Annotated in this window: 20 protein-coding genes and 1 pseudogene; 4 read left to right on the top strand and 17 right to left on the bottom strand. The window is 64.5% G+C overall.

The features are described from left to right. Positions 1-123: 123 nt before the first annotated feature. The 13 genes and pseudogenes from AC0L3N_RS17225 to AC0L3N_RS17285 form a co-directional block, all read right to left on the bottom strand. Positions 124-1,623, bottom strand: a complete 1,500-nt coding sequence (locus AC0L3N_RS17225) for a helicase HerA domain-containing protein (RefSeq protein ID WP_473548730.1) — start codon at positions 1,621-1,623, stop codon at positions 124-126. Between the two features lie 125 nt (positions 1,624-1,748). Continuing rightward, entirely contained in the window at positions 1,749-2,981 is a 1,233-nt protein-coding gene (arsK, locus tag AC0L3N_RS17230; RefSeq protein ID WP_473548731.1) for an arsenite efflux MFS transporter ArsK, read from the bottom strand. Next, complete coding sequence (locus AC0L3N_RS17235) at positions 2,978-4,411, bottom strand: NAD(P)-binding domain-containing protein (RefSeq protein ID WP_473548732.1); 1,434 nt, start codon at positions 4,409-4,411, stop codon at positions 2,978-2,980. Before AC0L3N_RS17235 ends, arsK begins: the two co-directional genes overlap by 4 nt. Positions 4,412-4,462: 51 nt before the next feature. Beyond that, positions 4,463-4,774, bottom strand: coding sequence for an ArsR/SmtB family transcription factor (locus AC0L3N_RS17240; RefSeq protein ID WP_473548733.1), 312 nt, complete (start codon positions 4,772-4,774; stop codon positions 4,463-4,465). A gap of 156 nt (positions 4,775-4,930) precedes the next feature. Then, positions 4,931-5,659: an arsenical resistance protein ArsH gene (gene arsH / locus AC0L3N_RS17245; protein ID WP_473548735.1), complete on the bottom strand. Its 729-nt coding sequence runs from the start codon at positions 5,657-5,659 to the stop codon at positions 4,931-4,933. Next, entirely contained in the window at positions 5,652-6,074 is a 423-nt protein-coding gene (gene arsC / locus AC0L3N_RS17250) for an arsenate reductase (glutaredoxin) (RefSeq protein WP_473548736.1), read from the bottom strand. Before arsC ends, arsH begins: the two co-directional genes overlap by 8 nt. Next, on the bottom strand, positions 6,071-6,760 hold the full coding sequence (locus AC0L3N_RS17255) for an aquaporin (RefSeq protein ID WP_473548737.1): 690 nt from the start codon (positions 6,758-6,760) through the stop codon (positions 6,071-6,073). Before AC0L3N_RS17255 ends, arsC begins: the two co-directional genes overlap by 4 nt. 4 nt (positions 6,761-6,764) lie before the next feature. Next, positions 6,765-7,258 (bottom strand): annotated as a pseudogene (locus tag AC0L3N_RS17260) (arsenate reductase ArsC). Positions 7,259-7,274: 16 nt separating this feature from the next. Then, on the bottom strand, positions 7,275-7,607 hold the full coding sequence (locus tag AC0L3N_RS17265; RefSeq protein ID WP_473548738.1) for an ArsR/SmtB family transcription factor: 333 nt from the start codon (positions 7,605-7,607) through the stop codon (positions 7,275-7,277). Positions 7,608-7,927: 320 nt separating this feature from the next. Continuing rightward, positions 7,928-8,860 (bottom strand): TonB family protein, encoded by a 933-nt coding sequence (locus tag AC0L3N_RS17270; RefSeq protein WP_473548739.1) that lies wholly within the window; start codon positions 8,858-8,860, stop codon positions 7,928-7,930. Then, positions 8,860-9,318, bottom strand: coding sequence for a TonB system transport protein ExbD (exbD, locus tag AC0L3N_RS17275; protein ID WP_473548740.1), 459 nt, complete (start codon positions 9,316-9,318; stop codon positions 8,860-8,862). The genes AC0L3N_RS17270 and exbD overlap by 1 nt, the downstream gene beginning before the upstream one ends. A 15-nt stretch (positions 9,319-9,333) precedes the next feature. After that, complete coding sequence (gene exbB / locus AC0L3N_RS17280; RefSeq protein WP_473548741.1) at positions 9,334-10,308, bottom strand: tonB-system energizer ExbB; 975 nt, start codon at positions 10,306-10,308, stop codon at positions 9,334-9,336. Between the two features lie 28 nt (positions 10,309-10,336). Further along, positions 10,337-11,161, bottom strand: a complete 825-nt coding sequence (locus AC0L3N_RS17285) for an ATP-binding cassette domain-containing protein (protein WP_473548742.1) — start codon at positions 11,159-11,161, stop codon at positions 10,337-10,339. A gap of 198 nt (positions 11,162-11,359) precedes the next feature. On the opposite strand from AC0L3N_RS17285, the gene AC0L3N_RS17290 reads away from it, so the two are divergent. The 3 genes from AC0L3N_RS17290 to fhuB are packed head-to-tail and all read left to right on the top strand — an operon-like array spanning position 11,360 to position 16,429. Beyond that, positions 11,360-13,537, top strand: a complete 2,178-nt coding sequence (locus AC0L3N_RS17290) for a TonB-dependent siderophore receptor (RefSeq protein ID WP_473548744.1) — start codon at positions 11,360-11,362, stop codon at positions 13,535-13,537. Positions 13,538-13,544: 7 nt separating this feature from the next. After that, on the top strand, positions 13,545-14,426 hold the full coding sequence (locus AC0L3N_RS17295; protein WP_473548745.1) for an ABC transporter substrate-binding protein: 882 nt from the start codon (positions 13,545-13,547) through the stop codon (positions 14,424-14,426). A gap of 38 nt (positions 14,427-14,464) precedes the next feature. After that, positions 14,465-16,429: a Fe(3+)-hydroxamate ABC transporter permease FhuB gene (gene fhuB, locus AC0L3N_RS17300; protein WP_473548746.1), complete on the top strand. Its 1,965-nt coding sequence runs from the start codon at positions 14,465-14,467 to the stop codon at positions 16,427-16,429. 56 nt (positions 16,430-16,485) lie between these two features. On the opposite strand, the gene AC0L3N_RS17305 is transcribed toward fhuB, so the two are convergent. From AC0L3N_RS17305 to AC0L3N_RS17315, 3 genes are all read right to left on the bottom strand, one after another. Next, positions 16,486-17,430, bottom strand: a complete 945-nt coding sequence (locus AC0L3N_RS17305; protein ID WP_473548747.1) for an LLM class flavin-dependent oxidoreductase — start codon at positions 17,428-17,430, stop codon at positions 16,486-16,488. Positions 17,431-17,558: 128 nt separating this feature from the next. Continuing rightward, entirely contained in the window at positions 17,559-17,714 is a 156-nt protein-coding gene (locus AC0L3N_RS17310) for a hypothetical protein (RefSeq protein ID WP_473548748.1), read from the bottom strand. 204 nt (positions 17,715-17,918) lie between these two features. Next, complete coding sequence (locus AC0L3N_RS17315; protein ID WP_473548749.1) at positions 17,919-18,263, bottom strand: hypothetical protein; 345 nt, start codon at positions 18,261-18,263, stop codon at positions 17,919-17,921. A gap of 303 nt (positions 18,264-18,566) precedes the next feature. Here AC0L3N_RS17315 and AC0L3N_RS17320 point away from each other — a divergent pair, with 303 nt between their 5' ends. After that, positions 18,567-20,696 (top strand): DUF294 nucleotidyltransferase-like domain-containing protein, encoded by a 2,130-nt coding sequence (locus AC0L3N_RS17320; protein WP_473548750.1) that lies wholly within the window; start codon positions 18,567-18,569, stop codon positions 20,694-20,696. A gap of 66 nt (positions 20,697-20,762) precedes the next feature. Here AC0L3N_RS17320 and AC0L3N_RS17325 read toward each other — a convergent pair whose 3' ends face one another. After that, positions 20,763-21,395: a hypothetical protein gene (locus AC0L3N_RS17325; protein ID WP_473548751.1), complete on the bottom strand. Its 633-nt coding sequence runs from the start codon at positions 21,393-21,395 to the stop codon at positions 20,763-20,765. Between the last annotated feature and the right edge of the window lie 170 nt (positions 21,396-21,565).

Genomic DNA, 21,565 nt, shown 5'->3' on the forward strand with positions numbered 1-21,565 from the left:
CAGAAGAGCTGTGGCGGGCCAGCGAGGCCCTATCTGCGCAAAAAAAGACTCGCCGCTGTACCTGCCGCTTGGCCATACATCGCCTTGATGCGTGGCATTCCCTTTGCGCGCTCGGCCGCCGCCTCACACAGCCAAACTCCCCTGCTCCGCCTCCTCGGCGTTGGGGTCGCCCGGTGCCGTCGCCCAGGCCAGCTCGACCAGCGTTACTGTTCGCCTTCCAACCCCGTCGAGCTGGCACACGATCAGCCCCTGTTCCTCGATATAGGTCAGCAGGCGCCGTGCGCGGCGTAGCGAGTGCGAGCCATAGGCGCGGGCGATCGCCGCGTCGCTGGGGCAGGGCCAGCCCTCCTTCGCCGCGCGGGCGATCATCATGAACAGGCCCTGCATATCCTCGGGCAGCAGCGAGGCGCGGACCGAGACATCCTGCCAGGCGTCATCCCCTGCCATTTCGGAGCCGAGGCCGGCGCGGGCGCGCGTCAGCATGCGGCGGAAGGCGGGCAGGTCCGGCACGACCGAGGCGAGGCCCTCGATGCGGCAGCGGACCACGAACTCCTGATAGAGCACGCCGATGACCCGGAACCCCGCATCGGGCTGCGCCAGCACGGCGCGCAGAATCCGGTCGACGCGCTCACGCCGCTCGGCCAGATCCTCGGCGCTGATTGGCGGCTCCGCCGGTTCGGGGCGAATTTCCAGCGCCGCCGACTTCGCCGCCATCAGCTGATCGAGCAGGTCCGGCGACGACCGGCGCTGCGGCCGGACAGTTTCCGGCGGCGGCGCTGCCAGGATGATCGCGCGGGCATCCTCCAACGCTGCTTCCGGCAGCGGCATCAGGCGCGGCGTGCCATTGCGCGGACTTGTATCGGTCGGGCCGATGCGCAAGCCGAGCGGACGGCGCGACAGCGCCGGGCCCAGCGCCATGAACTGCCCGCGCTCCAGGTCGCGAAAAGCCTCCGCCTGCCGCCGCTCCATGCCGAGAAGGTCGGCGGCGCGCGCCATGTCGATATCGAGAAAAGTCCGGCCCATGAGGAAATTGGACGCCTCGGCGGCGACGTTCTTGGCGAGCTTGGCCAGCCGCTGGGTAGCGATGATCCCGGCCAGCCCGCGTTTGCGGCCACGGCACATCAGATTGGTCATGGCGCCGAGCGAGAGTTTGCGCGCCTCATCCGAAACCTCGCCCGCCACTGCCGGCGCGAACAGCTGCGCCTCGTCCACCACCACCAGCATCGGGTACCAGTGGTCGCGGGCGACCTCGAAAAGCCCGCCGAGAAAGGCGGCAGCGCGGCGCATCTGGTTCTCGGCGTCGAGCCCCTCGAGATTGAGCACCGTGGAGACGCGGTGGATGCGCGCCCGCTCGCCGGCGCTCTGCAGGCCGCGCTCGGTATGATCCTCGGCATCGATCACCAGATGGCCGAAACGGTCGCCCAGCGAGACGAAGTCGCCTTCGGGGTCGATGATGGTCTGCTGCACCCAAGGGGCACTCTGCTCCAGCAGCCGGCGCAGCAGATGGGATTTGCCGGAGCCCGAATTGCCCTGCACCAAAAGGCGCGTCGCCAGCAGCTCCTCAAGATCCAGCGCCGCCGGGGCTCCCGCGGTCGTGTGGCCCATCTCAATCGCAACGGTCATGTCTCGACTCTCCTTGAGGAGAGGGCTTATCAACCGCATCACAGCCCGTCGAGCGCCGATGACCGGCGGCTCGGTGTTGCGCACAGCTCGCGCTGCCGGGACAGCAAGGCCTTGGTGGATCGTTGTCAGTTCGCTGACGTAAGCATAACGGGCGCAACAGGCTGCCGCCTGATCAGGATGATCGCCGAGAAGGCCAGCATGCCAAGCATGCCGACCGCAGCGGTCAACCAGAGCGATGGCTGGACGCCCATGCCCGCCATCGCCATCGCAAGGGCAAATGGCGCAAGTGCCGAAGAGAACTGACGCGCGGCCGTCACCCAGCCGAGCCGGGCGCCGTAGCGCTCCCGTCCGAACAGTTCCAGGGGCAGCGTGCCGCCGACGATGCTGGCGAGGCCCGAGCCCAATCCAAACAGGATGACGAAGGCGATTGCTCCAGGCAACGATGGTGTCGTCGCCAGCAGGGCGACAAGGCCGAGCGGCAGCAGTGTCGCGCCGATCACCGCGAGCCAGGTCTGTGCCAGCCGGCCACCGAACAGCATGTTGATCAGCCGGCTCGCCACCTGGGACGGGCCGAAAAGCGTGGTTACGACGAGCCCGGCGGAGCCAAGCCCGAGCGCCGTCGTCAGCGGCACCATGTGAACGAGGATCGAGGAGAGCACGAAACCCTCGATCGCGAAGCCGCCAAGCATGAGCAGAAACACTCTGCTGCGGTCTCGCGGTGTGAAGGCAACCGGACCGCCTGCCGACCCAATGGCCGCAGGTATCGCCGAAGCGCTTTTGTCCGCCCGACGCGACAGCCGGGCCAGCCAGGCATGGATGGGCAGGCAGACGGCGACATTGATGCCGGCAAAGACCAAATAGACCTCGCGCCAGGTCAGGTATTCGTGCAGTGCCGCCGTCAGCGGCCAGAACAGGGTGGAGGCGAAGCCGGCGATCAGCGTCAGATGGGTGATGCTGCGCTGCGCCTTGGCACCGCCGATCTGGACGATCGCGACGAAAGCGGCGCTGTAGAGCACGAAGGCGGACGCCAGTTCCATCGCCATCAGGGCCAGCACGAAGCTCACCCGGCCGGGTGCCGCCGCGCAAGCGACGAGCGCTGCCGCCGCAGCTGCGGAACCAAAGGTCATCACCCGGCCGGCGCCGAAGCGATCGGCCCAGCGCCCGGCTGTCGGCGCAAACAGGCCACCCGCCAGCAGCGACGCCGACAGGGCGCCGAAAACCCATTGTTCCGGCCAGGCGAACTCGAGCGCGATCGACGGCACCAGGATGCTAAAACTGTAATAGAGCGTGCCGTAGCCGATGACCTGCGTCAGCCCCAACGCCCAGAGTGCGGCAGCCGGGATTTTCCGGTCGCTCATTGAGCGGCGATCTCGAGATCGTCGCTGCGCACTGCTGCGATCGCTTGCGTGCTGCCGCAGCCGCACCCAGACTTGCCGCTCGCCTTTGCCTTGGCATCGTCGACGCAACAGGCGTCGACAGCAGCCGGCGCGGGTCCGCCGCAGCAACCCTGAGATGACGTGCCTGAAAGTGACGCCGGCACAGTGCAGACGCCGGTCTCGGGCAACACCAACTGCACGGCATCGGCGGCAGCCATGTCGCCGGCGAGCGCCGCGGCGATCGAGCGGACCTGCTCATAGCCGGTCAGCAGCAGGAACGTCGGGGCCCGGCCATAGCTTTTGACGCCGACCGTGTAGAAATCAGGCTCGGGGTGGCTGAGCTCGCGATGACCATGCGGCGGCACATCGCCGCATGAGTGCTCGTTGGGATCGATGAGCGGTCCGAGCGCCTTGACGCCTTCGAGCCACGGATCGAGGTCCAGCCGAAGCTCCCGGGTCAAGCCGAGATCGGGCCGCTGCCCCGTCGCGGCGATGATCCGGTCGACGGGTCCGAGCGTGCGCAATCCGTCTTTTGTCTGGCCTTCGACCGCCAGCCGGCCGTCGACCTCGCGAATGGCAACCGTGGCAAAGCCGGTCACCAGCCGCACGCGGCCGCTCTCGGCGAGATGCCGGACATCGGAACCAAGCTCGCCGCGCGCCGGCAGGGCGTCGGCATCGCCGCCGCCGTAGATGCGGACAAGGTCGGTGCTGCGCGTTACCCATAGTGCCGAAGTGCCCGGCTCGGTTTGCGCGAGCCGGTCCAGTTCCAGCAGGGCGTTGGCGGCGGAATGGCCGGCGCCCACCACCAATGTCGTGCGGCCTGCATAGAGATGACGGTCGCGTCCGAGGACATCCGGTATGCCGTAGGCGATGCGGTTTCCAAATTCCGTCTCACCTTCGGCCGGTATGCCGCCCGCGCCGAGCGGGTTCGGCGTCTGCCAGGTGCCGGACGCGTCGAAGACGGCACGGGCGCTGTCCCGGCGCGTGCCTTCCGCCGTTTCCACCAGCAGCATGAACGGCCGCGCCTCCCGCGCCTTGCTCAAGACCTTGTCGGCTCCCCAGCGGGAAATGGCGACGACGCGGGCATTGGTCTCGATCGACGGCGCCAGCTCGGGAAGCTTTGCCAGCGGCGCGAGATACTGGTCGACGATCTCATTGGCGGTAGGGAATGCCTCAAGCTCCGGCATTTGCCAGCCGTGGCTCTCGAGAAGTTTTCGGGCGACCGCATCGACACAATAGCGCCACGGCGTGAAAACCCGCACATGGCCCCAGTCCAGAAGGTTCGACCCAACCGCGGAACCTGCCTCGTAGACCTTGACCGGAAGGCCGCGGCTGACAAGTTGGGCGGCAGCCGCCAGGCCGACAGGTCCGCCGCCGATGATGGCGACCGGGAGATTGTTTTCAGAAACCATGGCACACCTTCTATGTTTCTAGGATTATAGAAATACTGGTCAAAAAAAGAGTTACGCAGCCGCAGGCGGGCCGCATGCGGCATCGGCGCAACATTCGTCGGCAAGAAAGCCAAGGAGATCGTTCATCACAGGGTAATTGGCACGGCAGATCAGCGTTGTTGCCTGGCGTTCCTGGGTGACCAGACCGGTCAGTATGAGCCGGTGGAGATGATGCGACAGGGTCGACGCAGCGATGCCGAGGGCTTCCTGCAGATAACCGACCGGTCGCCCGGCCTCACCTGCCCTCACCAGCGTGCGATAAAGATTGAGCCGCGTCGGATTGCCGAGCGCCTCGAGCTGTTTTGCTGCTTGTTCGAGTTTCATGGAAATAAGGTAGCGCTGAAACAACGCCGCGTCAATACTATTTCGAAAATTTTCGAATTAATGCATGTCGCGCAAAAGCATGCCCTCGGGCCTGACCCGAGTGTGTGCAGCGGTTTTGCGATAACGACATGCATAAAACTAGCCGACGCACCCGCCTCAAATCGACCGCTGGCTGACCCGCTTGGCGACCTCTTCGGCACTTTCGACGCGCTCGGAATACCGATCCGTGAGATAGGCGGACCGATCGCGCAGGAGCAGCGTGAACTTCATCAGCTCCTCCATCACGTCGATGATCCTGTTATAGTATGGCGACGGCTTCATGCGGCCGGCCTCGTCGAACTCGTTGAAAGCCTTGGCTACCGACGACTGGTTGGGGATGGTGACCATCCGCATCCAGCGGCCGAGGATGCGAAGCTGGTTGACGGCGTTGAAACTCTGCGAGCCGCCAGACACCTGCATCACCGCGAGCGTGCGGCCTTGCGTCGTCCTGACGCCGCCGGCCGAGAGCGGCAGCCAATCGATCTGCGCCTTCATGACTCCCGTCATCGAGCCATGCCGCTCGGGCGAGCACCAGACCTGCGCTTCCGACCAGATCGACAGGTCTCGCAGTTCCTGGACTTTGGCGTGGTCGGCCGACGTCGAATCCGGCAGCGGCAAGCCGGAGGGATTGTAGATGCGCACCTCGGCGCCCAGGCGGCGCAAAATGCGAGCGGCCTCCTCCGTCGCGAGCCGGGAGTAGGACCGCTCGCGCAGGGAGCCGTAGAGCATCAGCACGCGAGGCTTGTGGATCGACCGCGGCACGTCGAGCAGCGCCTGCAGGTCGATCGGCCGGAACAGGTCTTCGTCGACGTTCGGCAGCGAGTCTTCGGGCACCGGGTCAGGCAACGCGCTTGCCCTGCGCGTCGATGACGACGTCGCCGTCTTCCTTGGTGAACGGCCCGATATCAGGGTTGGGCAGGATATCGAGAACCGCTTCGGACGGCCGTGCAAGCATGGTGCCGAGCGGTGTGACGACAATCGGCCGGTTGATCAGGATCGGATGCGCCAGCATGAAATCGAGGATCTCGTCGTCGGTCCATTTGGGGTCACCGAGATTGAGTTCGGCGTAAGGCGTACCCTTCTCGCGCAGCAATTCGCGGGGCGTCATCCCCATTGCCTTGATCAGCTCGACCAGCCGTTCTCGCGACGGCGGGTTTTTCAGATACTCGATCACATCAGGCTCTTCGCCGGACTGCCTGATGATGGCGAGCGTGTTGCGCGAGGTGCCGCAGTCGGGGTTGTGATAGATGGTGACGGTCATTTCGCGGCTCTCATCTGTCTGACTGGTTTGGGCTCACTGAGCAGCCATCCTGCCAAGGCCATGGCGAGCAGCGCGCCCAGGAGCTCGGCGAGGATGAACGCCGGCAGGTCTATCGGCCGGATGCCCGCGAAGGTGTTGGAAAGGGCGCGGGCGACGGCGACTGCTGGATTGGCAAACGAGGTCGAAGCCGTGAACCAATAGGCCGCGGTGATGTAGAGGCCGACCAGCCATGGAATGGCATCCGAACGGAAGCGAAGACCGGCAAGAATGGTGAAGACCAGGCCGAAGGCGGCCACCAACTCCGCAATCCATTGTCCGTTGCCGGTCCGCACGGTTTGCGAGATCTGTAGAATCGGTAGTTCGAACATGGCGTGCGCCAGCAGCGATCCGGCGACGCCGCCGACAATCTGGGCGATCACATAGGCCAGTGCAGCGTTCGCTTCGATTTCCCGCCTGAGGGCAAAAACCAGCGTCACCGCCGGATTGAAATGCGCCCCGGAAATCGGTCCGAGTATGGTGATCAGCACCACCAAAATCGCTCCAGTCGGCAACGTGTTGCCGAGCAGGGAGAGACCCACATCATCCGTCAGCCTGTCGGCCATGATGCCCGACCCGACGACCGTCGCGACGAGCATTGCCGTGCCGAGCGCTTCCGCGACGATGCGACGGGACAGGTCGGCCGCCATAATGTTAGCCGGCCTTCGGTAGATCGCGGCCGATTTCATCCAGCCGTTTCTGTAGGGCGAGCTTGTCGATCGTGTTCATCGGCAGGCTGACGAAGATCGAGATCCGGTTGTTGAGCATGCGATAGGCTTCGGCAAAGGCCAGATGCTTTTCGGCGTCCGTGCCGTCCACGGCGGCTGGGTCGGGCACGCCCCAATGCGCCGTCATCGGCTGTCCCGGCCAGACCGGACAGGATTCATTTGCCGCGTTGTCGCAGACGGTGAAAACGAAATTCATCTCGGGGGCGCCGGGAGCCGCAAATTCCTGCCAGTCTTTTGAGCGGGCGAAGGACGTGTCATGGTTGAGGGTTTTCAAAAGCTGGAGCGCGTAGGGATGGACCTCTCCCTTCGGGTGCGATCCGGCCGAATAGGCCCTGAACTTGCCGGCGCCGACACGGTTCAAGATCGCTTCGGCGCCGAATTGCCGGTGCACAGGAACAGAACATTGTATGGCTCGCTCATGGCGTAGTTCTCCCCTCTAACATTTGCAAGTCACGGCCTGAATGACCGGCTGGCAGAGTTCTGGCGCGCCGTTGCAGCAATCCTCCATGAAATAGGCAAGCAGATCGCGAAAACCGGTCATGTCGGCGAAGTAGCGGATCGTCCGGCCGTCACGCTCGGCGCGGACGAGACCGGCATGGTCGAGAACCTTCAGATGCGCCGACATGGTGTTCTGCACCGCACCGAGGCGCGCGGCGATCTCGCCGGCAGGCACACCATCTGCGCCCGCCCGGACCAGCAGGCGAAACACCTCGAGCCTTGTGTCCTGGCCAAGCGCTGCCAATGCGAGAAGAGCGGTGTTCTTATCCATGTATCCTAAAATCCGGAATTATGGATGTATATGGCGGACATATGACAGTGAGATGACAGAGGCAAGAGGCCGGCCACTGCGTCCGGATTGCAGATATATTCCCGAACCACTACACCTTCGTCATCCCATGGTCTGCGCCGCGTCGCTTCCCTCCTTGCTCCGCCCTGGGATGACGAAGTGGAGGATGATTCGGCTAATCCTAGAGGTTGGCGGTTTGCCACTGGACGGAATTGTCGACGTTCGCTGCCGGCCCAGACCTGTCAAAATCACTGTGCCGAGGAACTAGTTGCACAGGGCGAACGTGAACGGCGCCGTCCGAGTTATGCGGGAGCCGAGTTCCGGCGGCGGCTCGGGCACCGAGGCGCCCTGTATGTGCTGAGCGCCGCGCTATCGAGGTCTGGATCGCCGGAGGAACGAGCCAGCCGGGCGGACAGGACCCGGCCGGTCGCGTCGACCGTAAAGGTCACGCTCGCACTACCTTCCGCGCCCCGGGCCTTCGCCGCCCTCGGATAATCTGTGTGCCGTCTTATCCACGCACGCAACTGCGAGTCCCATTTGGGCGAGTTGCCGCGTCTCGCAGCCGCTGCTTTGGCCGATTTCGGGGCGGCCGCCCTGGCTGCGGATGTCGCAGCGACACTGGCCGTCGTCCGCGGCGGTGCGGCCTTTTCCTTTTTCGGACGCTTTTTGGCCTCTTTGACAGGCTTCTTCGCCTTGACCTCGGCCGGCTCCTTTACCTTTGCCTGCTTCTTTGTCTTGGCCTCGACGGGTGCCTCGACCGGTTTCGGCTGCGGCAGCGGAATGACCACTTCCGGCGTGACGGCCTCGGCAATTTCGGGCACGACTTCCTCGAGCGGCGGCTGGTCGACCCGTTCCGCCACGGTCGGCGGGGAGGGCTCGACCGTGTCGGCCGGAACGGCTTCCGACGGCTCGGTGACCGGCTCGGCCTGCTCGACGGGCGGTTCGGGCGGAGGCTCCGTTTCGGCTACCGGCTCCTCGGCCGGATCCGGCTGATCGGGCGCGATCTCATCCGATACCGGGGCCGGCTCGGCCGACGTGAGCGCCATCGGCGACAGCTCGATCACCTGCGCCTGCGGCGGCCCGCCATCGGGCTCGGCCGGGCGCCAGCTTTGCATCGCATAGCCGACCGCGACATGCGTCATCAGGACCAGCGCAGCCGCGCCCGCCCACCAGGCGATCTCGCGCGCGCCGAAACGCCGCTGGTCGGCCATCGGCAGGGCGGCCGCCGGCGACATTATTGGTCCGTCCCGACTTGCGGCGCCGCGGCATCGCCGGGCGCCGCCTCAAGGCCGACCAGCGCGATCTTCAGATAACCGGCGCCGCGCAAAAGGTTCATCACCTCCATCAGCTCCCCATAGCCGACCGCCTTGTCAGCGCGCAGGAAGATGCGCGTCTGCCTGTCGCCTTTTGTCCTGCCGGCGAGCGCGGCGGCGAAGGCTGCGCGCGGCACGGTGCCGTTGCCGATCGCTAGGCTGAGATCGTTCTTCAGCGTCAGGAACAGCGGCGTCTCGGGTCGAGGCGCAGGCGTTGCGGTCGAGCCCGGCAGGTCGACGTTGACGTCCACCGTCGCCAGCGGCGCCGCGACCATGAAGATGATCAGCAGGACCAGGATCACATCGATGAACGGCGTGACGTTGATCTCGTGGTTTTCCTCGAGATCGCCGTCGATGTTCTCTCGAATTCTAGCCGCCATGGCGTCGCTCCGTGCTCATTCCGCGGCCATCGACTTTGCCGGCGCAACCGTGCGGAAATCCAGATCCCGGCTGACCAGCCGTTCGACCCCTGCCGACGCGTCGGCGAGGATCTGCCTGTAGCCGGCTATCGATCGCGCAAAGACGTTGTAGATGACTACCGCCGGGATCGCCGCGACAAGGCCCATCGCGGTGGCCAGCAAGGCTTCCGCAATGCCTGGGGCAACGACGGCGAGATTGGTGGTCTGCGCCTGCGAGATGCCGATGAAGGCGTTCATGATGCCCCAAACGGTGCCGAAAAGGCCGACAAAGGGCGCGGTCGAGCCGATCGTCGCCAGCACGCCGGTGCCGCGCGACATGCGTCGCGCCGCCGCCGCCTCGATGCGCGACAGGCGCGAGGTGACCCGCTCCTTCAGCCCGTCGCCGGACACATGGTCGAGCGAGCCGGCCGAAAGCGCGGTCTCTTCCTCAGCTGCCCGCACCAGCAGGGCGCCAGGACCGTTATTATGGCCAAGCGCGCGGCCGGCCTGGTTCAGCGTCGCGGCATTGCCGATCGCTTGTGCCGCGCGGCGGGCACGCAGCTTGCCGCCAAGGATCTCCAGCGATTTGGCCAGCCATATCGTCCAGGTGACGAAGGACGCAAAGGCCAGCCCGATCATCACCGCTTTCACGACGATGTCGGCCGCCATGAACATGCCCCACGGCGACAGGTCACGCGGCAGGGTCAGGGAGGTTGCCGTCGAAGGGCCCGTCTCGGTGGGCGTTGTCTCGATAAGCGTGGTCTCGGTGGGCGTCGTCACGCCGGGCTGCATCGCCGGTGGCGGGGCCGCGCCTGGCGCAGCCTGCCCAGGCGCGGGAGCCGGCGCCTCGATCGCGGGGGCGGCGCCCGGTTGCTCCTGGGCGGCAGCGGCCGGTTGCTCCTGGGCGGCAGTGCCGCCGGCCGACAGGATGACGGATGCGATCAACGCTGCGAACAAACCATGTCTGGACAAGGGCTTCTTCCTTATTCTCACAGTGGCCTCATTGCACATAGCCGATGGGCTGGCCGGTGACGGGGTGCGCAAACACGCCCATCTCGACACCGAAAATTCCCTTGAGCACCTCGCCCTGCATGATCTGGTCCGGCGTGCCGCGCGTCAGCAGCCTGCCGTCCTTCAGTGCGATCAATTCGTCGCAGTAGCGCGCCGCCATGTTGGGATCGTGCAGCACGACGACGACGCACAGGTCGCGTTTGCGGCTGAGGTCCCTTACCAGCCCCAGCACCTCGACCTGATGGGCGATGTCGAGCGCCGAGATCGGCTCGTCGAGCAGCATGACGCCGGCATTCTGCGCCACCAGCATGGCCAGCCATGCGCGCTGGCGCTCGCCGCCGGACAATTCGTCGACCAGCCGGTCTGTGAAGTCAGCCATATCGGTCAGGACAAGCGCCTCGTCGACATGGCGCCTGTCCTCGTGCCCGAAACGGCCGAGCGCGCCATGCCAGGGATAACGCCCGAGCGTCGCCAGTTCGCGCACGGTCAGGCCGGTCGCCGCCGGCGTCGTCTGCGGCAGATAGGCAAGCGCGCGGGCGAGTTCGCGCGCGCCCCACTGCACCAGCGGCCGCTGCGCGAAGGTGATGCCGCCCGAGCTTGCCGGCTGCTGGCGCGCCAGGAGCTTGATCAGCGTCGATTTGCCCGAGCCGTTGTGCCCGATCAGCCCATAGACGCGCGAGCGTTGCAGTTCGAGCGAGAGAGGACCGAGCAGCGTCCGCTCGCCGACGGCGAACCGCACCGCTTCGACATGGAAGGCAGTCTGGGCATGAATTCCTGCCACGGTCTCGGCCTCACTCCAGCTTTGCGCGTGCATTTCGAAATCCGGTTTTCGGCAGTCCGGTTTGCCGTGCCGATGCCCGGTTGACTATGAAACATGAGTTTACTAGTCAACAATGAAGATGACTTTTTGAGTCAACAAAATGTCGTGACGCGCCGGATTTGCGTCGAAATTCGAAAAGTGGAGCGCGCCGAGATGGTGGCTGGTTTTGGTCGCGGAAGAATTCGAGACGAAATGACTGCGCGCCGAAACCTGCTGATCGCGGCGATGTCGCTGCCGGTGCTGCTTGGCGGCGGCCACGCCGTCGCGCAGGAAGCGACCACAACTCTCGATCCGATCAACATTCAGGAACGCGTCGAAAGCGCCTTTGGGACGGTCGACGGCTATGTCGCCACCCAGGGCTCCACGGCCACCAAGACCGACACACCGCTGATCGAGACGCCGCAGTCGATATCGGTCATCACCAAAGACCAGATGGAAGCGCAGGCGGTGGACAGCCTGAATAGCGCGCTGCGTTATACGCCAGGCGCAAGCGGCAATCTCTACGGCACCGACAATCGTGGCCACGGCTTGCAGATGCGCGGCATTTCGAACTCCAGCGGCGTCTTCTACAAGGACGGGCTGCAGCTCAAGGAAAGCAATTTCACGCTGTTCACCGCGCTCGATTCCTACGGCGCCGAACGCTATGAAATCCTGCGCGGGCCGGCGTCGGTTCTCTACGGCCAGGCAAGTCCTGGCGGCATCATCAACTATGTCAGCAAGCGCCCGACCGAGGAGAACCTCCGCGAAGTCCAGCTCGGCGCCGGAAGTTTCGACCGCTATGAAGGAAAATTCGACTTCAGCGGGGCTGTCAACGCCGACAAGTCGCTGCTGTTCCGCCTCACCGGCGCCGCCCACACCGGCGATACGCAGACAGACTTCGTCGAAGACGACCGCATCTTCATCGCGCCGGCGCTCACCTGGCAGCCCGATGCCGATACCAGCCTGACCATCCTCGCCAACTATCAACGCGACCGGTCTGGTTGGGCGATGCAGTATCTGCCGGCATACGGCACGATCAGGCCGAGCAAGGACGGAAAATACCTGCCGAATAGCATGTTCGTCGGCGAACCGGATTTCGACACCTACAACAACGACCAGGCGTCGATCGGTTACGAATTCGATCACCGCTTCAACGAGACATGGCAGGTTCGCCAGCATGCCCGCTATGTCTATCTGAAGCACTATGAGGAAGGCGTCTTCGGAGCCGGGCTGGTGAACGAAGAGGCTGAACCCTCTGACCCACTCTACGGCACCTATTCCCGCTATGCCGATGCCGGCGGCACCAGGCTCAGCGGCTTCACCATCGACAACCAGGCGCAGGCCGATTTCGACACCGGGCCGCTGGCCCACACGCTGCTTCTCGGCCTCGACTACAAGCGCTACACCTATCGCGACTATGCCTCCGGAGGGTCCGTCGGTGACATCAACATCTTCGACCCGGTCTATGGCAGCCCAATCACTGATCTGACGCCCTACACAGACACCGACACGACCCAATCGCAGGTCGGCCTCTACGCGCAGGACCAGATCAAACTGGGCAACTGGCGGCTGACGCTGGGCGGCCGCCAGGACTGGGCGGACTCGAAAGTCTACGACAATCTGGCCGGCGCTTTCGATCCCCGCCAGAAGGACGACGCCTTCACCAGCCGCGCCGGTCTGCTTTATCTCGCCGACAACGGCCTTGCGCCTTATGTCAGCTATTCCGAATCGTTCCAGCCAGTGTCCGGCCCCGACAGCAACGGCAATCCGCTCGTGCCCGAAACCGGCGAGCAGTACGAGGTCGGCCTGAAATATCAGCCGGTTGGCTGGAACTCCTTCGTCACCGTTTCGGCATTCGATCTGACCCGGCAGAATGTCGTGCGCTATGGCGGTGTTGGCCGGCCCGATGACATCTTCCAGACCGGCGAGATCCGCTCGCGCGGCATCGAGCTGGAAGCTGTTGCGAGCCTTGATTCAGGCTTCGATTTCCGGGCGGCCTATACCTGGCTCGACACCGAGATCACCAGTCCAACCAGCATCAACGAGGATGGAACGAGCAACCAGGGCAACACGCCTTTCGGCGTGCCGGCACACGCGGCCTCGCTGTGGGCAAACTACACTGTCGGCAGCGGCAGATTGGAGGGGCTCGGGCTCGGCGCCGGCATCCGCTATGTCGGCTCGACCTACGGCGACGATGCCAACACTTTCAAAGTGCCGGCAGTCACGCTCGTCGATGCCGCGCTCCACTACAAATGGCAGAACGCCGAGTTGAACCTCAATGTCAGCAATCTGTTCGATAAGCGCTATGTCGCCTCCTGTTTCGCAGAAAGCTTCGGCTGCTTTTATGGCGAGGGTCGCCGGATCAAGGGCTCGGTGAAGTACACATGGTGACCCGCGCGTGCAGGCCCGGACCCAATTGGCGCCACTGACGCGGCGCCGGTGCCTCGCCGGCCTGGCCGCGACGAGCCTCGGTCTGCGCGACGCCCCGGCGCGTGCGGCGCGGACGCCGCGGATCGCCTGCCTCGAATGGACCTCGGCCGAGATGGTTATCTCGCTCGGAATCGGCCCGGTCGCGGTCGCCGACACCAAGGGCTACCGCGACTGGGTCGCGGGTCCGGCTCTTCCCACCGGCTGCCTCGATCTCGGCTCGCGCGGCGAGCCCAATCTCGAACTGCTCCTCGAACTCAAGCCCGACCTTATCACCGGCGCCTATGGCTATGGATTGGACGAAGCTCCGTTCAGGCGGATCGCGCCACTGCACACCGTGCCCTTCTACGATGGTACTGAAGCATCTTGTCTCCGGGCCGAGATTGAAACGCTGAAACTTGGCTCGCAGCTCGGTCGCGCGGCTGAGGCTCAGCGCCTTATCCAGGAGACGGCGGCGGCAATCGCCCAGATCAGGGTACAGTTTTCAGAGCGGGCAAAGCAGCCGCTCGCTGTGGTCAGCATGTTCGACGACCGTCACGTCCGTGTTTACGGCAAGGGCAGTCTGTTCCAGGACGTGCTCGACAGGTTGAGCCTGACCAATGCCTGGACGGCGCCGACCGATAGCTGGGGCTTTGCCGTGCTGGGCATCGAAGAGTTGGTTGCGATCGGCGAGGCACGGCTGATTTCCCTCGATCCGATCCCGCTGCATGTGAAGATCAGGATTGACCAGAGCAGCCTCTGGGCGAATCTTCCCTGCGTCAAGGCCGGCAACGTCAGGACAATCCCGCCGGTATGGCCGTTTGGCGGGCTTGCCGCCGCTGCTCGCTTCGCAACTTTACTGACCCCGGCATGACCGTCATGCAGTCCACGTCCGGCTATCGAGCTCGTTTCATGGGAGGGATGCTCGTCGCCCTTGTCGGCGTGCCGGCGGTGCTCGCCGCATATCTCACCGCTGCCGGGCTTTTGCGCCTATTGCCCGCCGACATGTGGTGGCAGTCGCTCGGGGCGGCGGACTTTGCCGATCCGCGGCAGCTGCTTTACCGCCATGCCTTTCTGCCGCGTCTGGCGATCAGTCTGCTGGCCGGCGCGGCGCTCGGCCTGACCGGCACGCTGCTCCAGCAGGTGCTGCGCAATCCGCTCGCCGAGCCGACGACCATAGGCACCAATGCGGGCTCCACGGTCGCCCTGACGGTCACCACGCTCTACGCGCCATGGCTGCTGGAGCAAGGTCGCGAATGCGTGGCGCTCGCCGGCGGCGCCCTGTCGACGCTCGCGGTTCTGGCGCTGGCCCAGGGCCGGAGTTTTTCGCCGGTCGCGATCATCATTTCCGGCCTGGTGGTCAGCCTCACATGCAGTTCGGCGAGCGCCCTGCTGATGGCGGCCAATCGCGAATATTCCGAGGAACTTTTCATCTGGCAGAGCGGTTCGCTGATCCAGAACGGTGACGCGGTGGTGCTCGGGTTCGTGCCATGGCTGGCGGTGGCCGGCATTGCTGCCTTCCTTCTGCTCCGGCCGCTGCGGCTTCTGGACCTGAGCGACGAGGGAGCGGAAAGCCTCGGGACAAAACCCGTGGTGACACGGCTGGCGGGGATGACTGTCGCCGTCGCGCTGAGCAGCATGGTGGTCGCAGCCGTCGGCGTCATCAGCTTCGTGGCGCTTGCGGCGCCGGCGCTGGTCAGGCTCGCCGGCGCACGGACCTTGCGCCAGCGCATGATCTGGGCGCCCCTCGCGGGCGCCGCGCTGTTATGGCTGACCGACCGGCTGGTGCAGGTCCTACCGTTTACCTCCGAAGTCCCGGCAGGCGTGGCGACTGCATTCCTCGGCGCGCCTTTACTGTTTCTTCTCCTGCCGAAATTGCGCACCAGCCCGGATCGGGACGGCGCCATGCTGTCTTCCATGCGCAGGCGCAGCGGGTGGCCCTATCTGCTGGCTGGGCTCCTCGCGATGGCGCTTCTTCTCTGCGCCGCGCTTGTTGTCGGGCGCGGCGCGACCGGCTGGCACGTGGCCTCGGCCGCCGAACTTGCCGACCTCCTGCCGCTCAGGGCGCCTCGCATCGTTGTCGCGGTTTCCGCTGGTATGATGCTGGGCGTGGTCGGCACGCTGATGCAGAGGATGACCGGCAATCCGATGGCGGCGCCCGAGGTTCTGGGTGTTTCGGGCGGCGCCTCGCTAGGCATTCTGCTGCTCTTCGTCGCGACTTCTGATGTCAGCCGCCCGGCAATGATCGCGGCCGGTCTCGTCGGGGCTCTGGTCAGCCTGGCGATGATTTCGCAGACCGGCCGCCGGCAGTCCATCGCGCATGATCGATTGCTGCTTTCGGGTGTCGCCGTGGCGACGATGGCGTCGGCATTCTCGGCAGTGATGCTCGCCAGCGGCGATCCTCGGCTCGATACGCTCATCGGCTGGTTATCCGGCTCCACCTACCGGGCCACCGCCGCCGATGCCACAATCGCCGCTGTGACGTCAATTGCTCTGCTGGCCATCGTGCCCCTCACCAGCCGCTGGCTGGAAATCCTGCCGCTTGGAGAAGCTGCCTCGCGCGGGCTCGGGCTTAGCCTCTTTCGCGTGCGGGTCATCCTCCTGGTGCTTATTTCGGTGCCGACGACAATAGCCACGCTTGTCATCGGGCCGCTGAGCTTCGTCGGATTGATGGCGCCGCACCTGGCCCGCATGTTCGGCCTCCAACGCGCCATGCCGCAGCTTTTCGCATCGGCGATGCTTGGCGGCCTGATCCTTGTTTCGGCCGACTGGGCCGGCCGCATGCTGATTTTCCCATGGCAGATTCCGGCGGGTTTGCTAGCTGCTCTGGTCGGAGGGCCTTATTTCATGGTGCTGATGTGGAAAGGCCGGCAATGAGCGGCACCGCCAAGCGCTTCGGGCTGGCGGCCACAAAGCGCATAGTCCTGCCACGCTCAGCCGGCACGTGCCTCCCGGATCGCGCGAGACGCAAACGCGCCGGGCTGAGGGACATCGGCCTCGCGGCGCGCCAGAGTGTTGCGCAGCAGCGCGATCGTTTCGCGGCCAGCCATTGCGATCTCGCGTGGCCTGTCGATACCGACGATCATGAATTCTTGGATTCCCAGGGCCGCGTAGGGAAGCAGGGAAAGCGCGACCTGTGCCGGCGGTCCGGCAATTTCGACCGCCTTCTGGCAACAGGCGTTGTCCTCCGAACGGATCCGGATGGGAAGCGCGAAACGCAGCTTGCCGGCCCGGCCGTGTTCGGCGGCGGCACTGCGCACCCGCTCCATCAGCTGCCGGATCTCGCCGAGCGAACCCGGCGCCAGTTCGAAGACATCGGCATGCCGCCCTGCGACCCTGAGCGCCGTTCCGGACTGTCCGCCCATGCGGATGGTCATGCCGGCGCCCTGCGGTCCCTTGCGCGGCACATAGCCGCCCCTGACGCTGTAGAAGGCGCCTTCATGATCGAACGGCCTGTCGTTCGACCACAACCGCTTCAGCAGCACCAGATATTCGTCGATCCGCTGCCAGACGATCGTATGGCCGACCGGACGTGCCTCGGCATCGTCGTCGCTCAACGGCTCGCTGAGCATCCTGAGCGACAGCCGACCGCCTTTTTTTGCGTCGAGGCCCGCCAATTGCCGTGCCGCCACCGTCGGCTCGATCACACCGGCCCAATGCGCGAGAACGACCTCAAGCGATGAGGTGCGGTCCAGCGCCCGGGCGGCAATATCCATATTGGTCAGCAGCCCGGCCGGGTCGTCGACGACGATCTTCTGAAAACCGATGTCCTCGATCAGCGACAGCTTTGTCGCGGTTTCCGCGAAATCGTAGAAAAACGGCACGGTTGAATCTGCAGGGTGGGTTTTACCGGGAACATGCGTGAACTCGATCGGCATTGCCATCTCCTCCATCACGTTGGGGGCTGGGGCGCGCGAAAGCGCACCGGCACTCGGTTCATTCAACTCCGATATTGCGAAACGGCAGGTCGCTGTAAGTCAGGACCCGATGGCTCGGGACCGCATGGTCAAGGGATAAGGCCCAGAACGACTGCCCCGGTGAACACGAACGCAAGGGCAAAGACCAGATAGGCAAAAGCGCCCGCATAGGCCGGCCGCCAAGTCTGCTCAGAACCGAGCCTTTGGCCTTTGCGGGCAGTGTGGGCGTTCTGGAAATAGGACATATCGACCTCCGTTTCGGCGGTTAATCTATTAAATCAGTAGACTTTGTCGAGTGCTATTTTCCAGCGATCCTTGGAATATTTTTCTCAAACCGGATGACAATTTGGTTTGTTTGCTGCTTAGCGCGGCACTTCCGAGCACCGATCGGCCGATGGCAAAAACCGCCAGGCCCATGCAGGCGGAAGACAGGGCGACGGAGCGGCCGCCTATTTGCCGGGCGGCCTGTAAGCTTCCAGGCCGAATAGCATCAGCACGAGCGACACCAGGAAGAACCCAATCGCCACGCCGAGCGCGATCCGGGCGTAGAGTTTATAAACGTCGCTCATGATGGTGCCGAACACCCGTCGCGCCGGACCATTGGCTGGGCGCGATTTCTCATCGAGGTAGAGCCAGACTTCGGTGTGCTTGGGATTCTTGCTGGCTGCGGTCGTGGCTTTCCACATCAGTGCCAGAACCATGGTCAGCGTGAGGAACGCGCCGGAGCGGAAGGCGGACACCGGGTTGAAGGAAAAGCCGACCATGACACAGCCGATGGCAAGCGATCCGAACATGACGGCGCGCCCGATGCACCCCACAGCAACCCGCCTGATCTCATCCATCGGCCGCCTCGGCAACAAACCCGCCGACAATGCGGGAGCGCTGCGACCGTATCAAATCACTTTAAGGGAATGTGCCGCCTGGACGTGCAGACGCGCAGCTCCCGGCGCATCTTTGCAAACGCCATAGCCTGACTTCGGCCATCGACGTCGCCCGCCGGCGCGCTCTATGTTGTTGGAAAGCAAGATCGAACCTTGCCGGCATCGACAGAGCCCTGTCTCGGCAAGCCGGTTATCAGGCAGGGAAGGCTATCGGCTATGCCGAAGAGGACCAAATTGAAGCCGGCGACCGGCGCGACACCGCTGATAGCAATTGCGGCTGCAGCCGTCGACACCGAAACAACCGGGCCCGACGCCACCAAGGCGCGCGTAATCCAGATTGGCGCGATCGGCATCGCGCATGGCAAGGTCGTCCGGCAACCTCGGCTCGATCTCCTCATCGATCCTGGCGAAGCAATCCCGTCCGAGGCTTCGCTCGTCCACGGCTTCACGAATGCCGATGTTGACGGAGCTGGGAGCTTCGTGGATGCATGGGCGCAATTCCAGGAGTTCGTCGCGGACCGCATCCTCGTCGGCCACTCGATCGGCTTCGACCTGGCGGTATTGGAGCGCGAATGCCGACGCGCCCGCTTGCCCTGGAAAAAGCCTCGGGCGCTGTGCGTCCGGCTTCTTGCAACCATAGCAAATCCCAATCTGGCAGACCATTCGCTGGAAACGATCGCCGCCTGGCTTCGCCTGGAGATAGTCGGCCGCCATTCGGCGCTGGGCGATGCGATCGCGGCGGGAGATATCTTTGCCGCGTTGATTCCGGAGTTGCGCAAGCGCAACATCCGAACACTCGGAGAGGCCGAGGTCGCCTGCCTTGCCCTTTCGGACGCTCTTGAAGCCGGCCATCGCGCCGGCTGGGCCGAGCCGGTGTCACGACCCCAGGCTCCCGCGTTTCAGCCGGTCGATCCCTATGCCTATCGCCATCGCGTCGGCAGCCTCATGAGCGGCCCGCCAGTCGTGGTGAAGTCGACCAAACCGACAAGGCAGGTCATCGACCTCATGGTGAAGCGCAAGATCAGTTCGGTCCTCGTGTCCGACCGTGGAACGCCGGATCAACCGATTGAGGAATATGGCATCGTTACCGAGCGTGACGTGCTGCGCCGCATATCGTCCGACGCCGAGCGGGTTTTTGACGTGCCGGTCGGAAGCCTCGCAACGCGACCGCTGATAAGCATCCGCGCCGCCGCCTTCGCTTATCGGGCGATCGGCCGCATGGATCGGCTGAAAGTCCGCCACCTCGCCGTCCGCGACGACGGCGGCATGCTGGTCGGCGTGCTTTCGTCGCGTGACCTGCTGAGGCTCCGCGCCGCCGCTGCCATCGATCTCGACGACACGATCGAACACGCCAAGGACGCCGCCGAACTGGCGGCCACCTGGTCGATGCTGCCGGGCGTAGTACGTTCGCTCATCGGCGAAGCGATCGACCCGCGCGTGGTGGCGGAAATCATCAGCGACGAACTTTGCTCGCTTACCCGCCGCGCCGCCGTGCTTGCCGAACAACAGATGCTAATCGAAGGCCACGGCCCGCCGCCCTGCGCCTATGCCGTGCTCGTGCTCGGCTCGGGCGGCCGTGGCGAAAGCCTGATGGCCCCTGACCAGGACAACGCAATCGTCTTCGCAGATGGCGAGCCGGACGGGCCCGAAGACAGCTGGTTCAAAAATCTCGGCGCCAAGCTCGCCGACATGCTCGACATCTCAGGCGTACCGTATTGCAAAGGCGGGGTAATGGCCGCGAACGCCGCATTCCGCGGAAGCCTCGACACCTGGAAGGGGCGCGTCGAAGATTGGGTTCGCCGCCTACGACCGGAGGACCTGCTCAACGTCGATATCGTCTACGATCTGAGGCCGGTTCACGGCGACACGACGTTGGCCGCGCAGTTCATCGAATATGCCTACGACCGTGGCCACGCCGAGCCGGTGTTCGCGAAGCTTCTCGGCGAGCAGATGGCAACCGGCAATCCCTTCACTGTTTTTGGCGGCTTTCAGCTTGAAAATGGCCGGCTGGACATCAAGAAGCATGGCCTTTTTCCGATCGTCGCGACCACACGCACGCTTGCAATTCGCCACGGCATCCGCGAGCGGAGCACGCGTGCCCGGCTCGAGAAACTGATCGCGCAGGATATTGGTGGCGAGCGCGACATGAAGGCGATGCTGGCTGGCCATTCCATGCTGATCGGCTTTCTGCTCGCTCAGCAGACGCATGACATCTACGCCGGTATACCTGTATCCAACCGCATCGAGATCAATGCCCTGACGCGCGAGCAGCAGGCAGAGCTCAAGGGCCTCCTCAAGCGCCTCCAGTCGGCACCCGACCTGATGAGGGACCTGATGTTCGCATAGCTGGCGACGCTCGGAAGGCGCGAGGCCGAAGGGGGAGCCTTCGATATCGGCGCGCCGGAACAAAGCTCAGATGCGAGCGGCACCAAGCAGCTCGTCGACGAGCGCGCCGCGGTCAGCCTGCGCAAGGAAATCCTCATGCGCGCGCAGCAGATTCATCCTCAGGAAGTTGAAGATATAATCGTAGTCGTTGGTCAGGAGGTTGGGATGGATCGGTACCATCTCGAAAACCGTTCGCGCCAGAGGCTCGGGGATCTCGCGCACCGGCCGCGGCGGACCGATCTGCGTGGCGGCGAGGCGCTGACGGGTGAGCTCGGCGGCGTCCTCCCAGAAAGTGGGGGGCGAGCCCTCCGGAACGGCATATTTGGAGAAGCTTGCCAAGGCGACTTTTTCCAGCGCCGCTGGCAGGCCTCGCTGGCGCAAGCCGGCGGGTTCGCGCAGCGCACCCTCCACCATTTCCGCCACAATGGCGTAGCACGCAGGGTAGGCGCGCCAGCGTGAATGGTTGAGCGCCGCCTGGAACTCCTTCTCGCTGAACAGCTTCTGCCAATAAACCCCTGCTCTAACCCGGCAGAACTCGACGATGCTCTTCTGCGCCAGGAAGGCGGCGCGGGAATCCATGAAGTCAGCCAGGTCGTCGACGCTGACGATCGGCTGCGGCTTGCGCAGGAACTCGGGCAACAGGTCGTTCAGCAGGCCCATGACGCTCTCCGTTCGGTTTTGTTCCAACCGATGTTGACCGTGTAGCCCCCGCCACGCCGCACCGCCAGCCCTTCCACCGATTCAAGTCCTCTCACTGATTCTCCAGTCCTCTCACCGATTCTAAAGTCGTATGAACAGCAGCGACAAGAAGTGATACTCATACAAAGTTA

Source organism: Mesorhizobium sp. WSM4807, assembly GCF_055811615.1.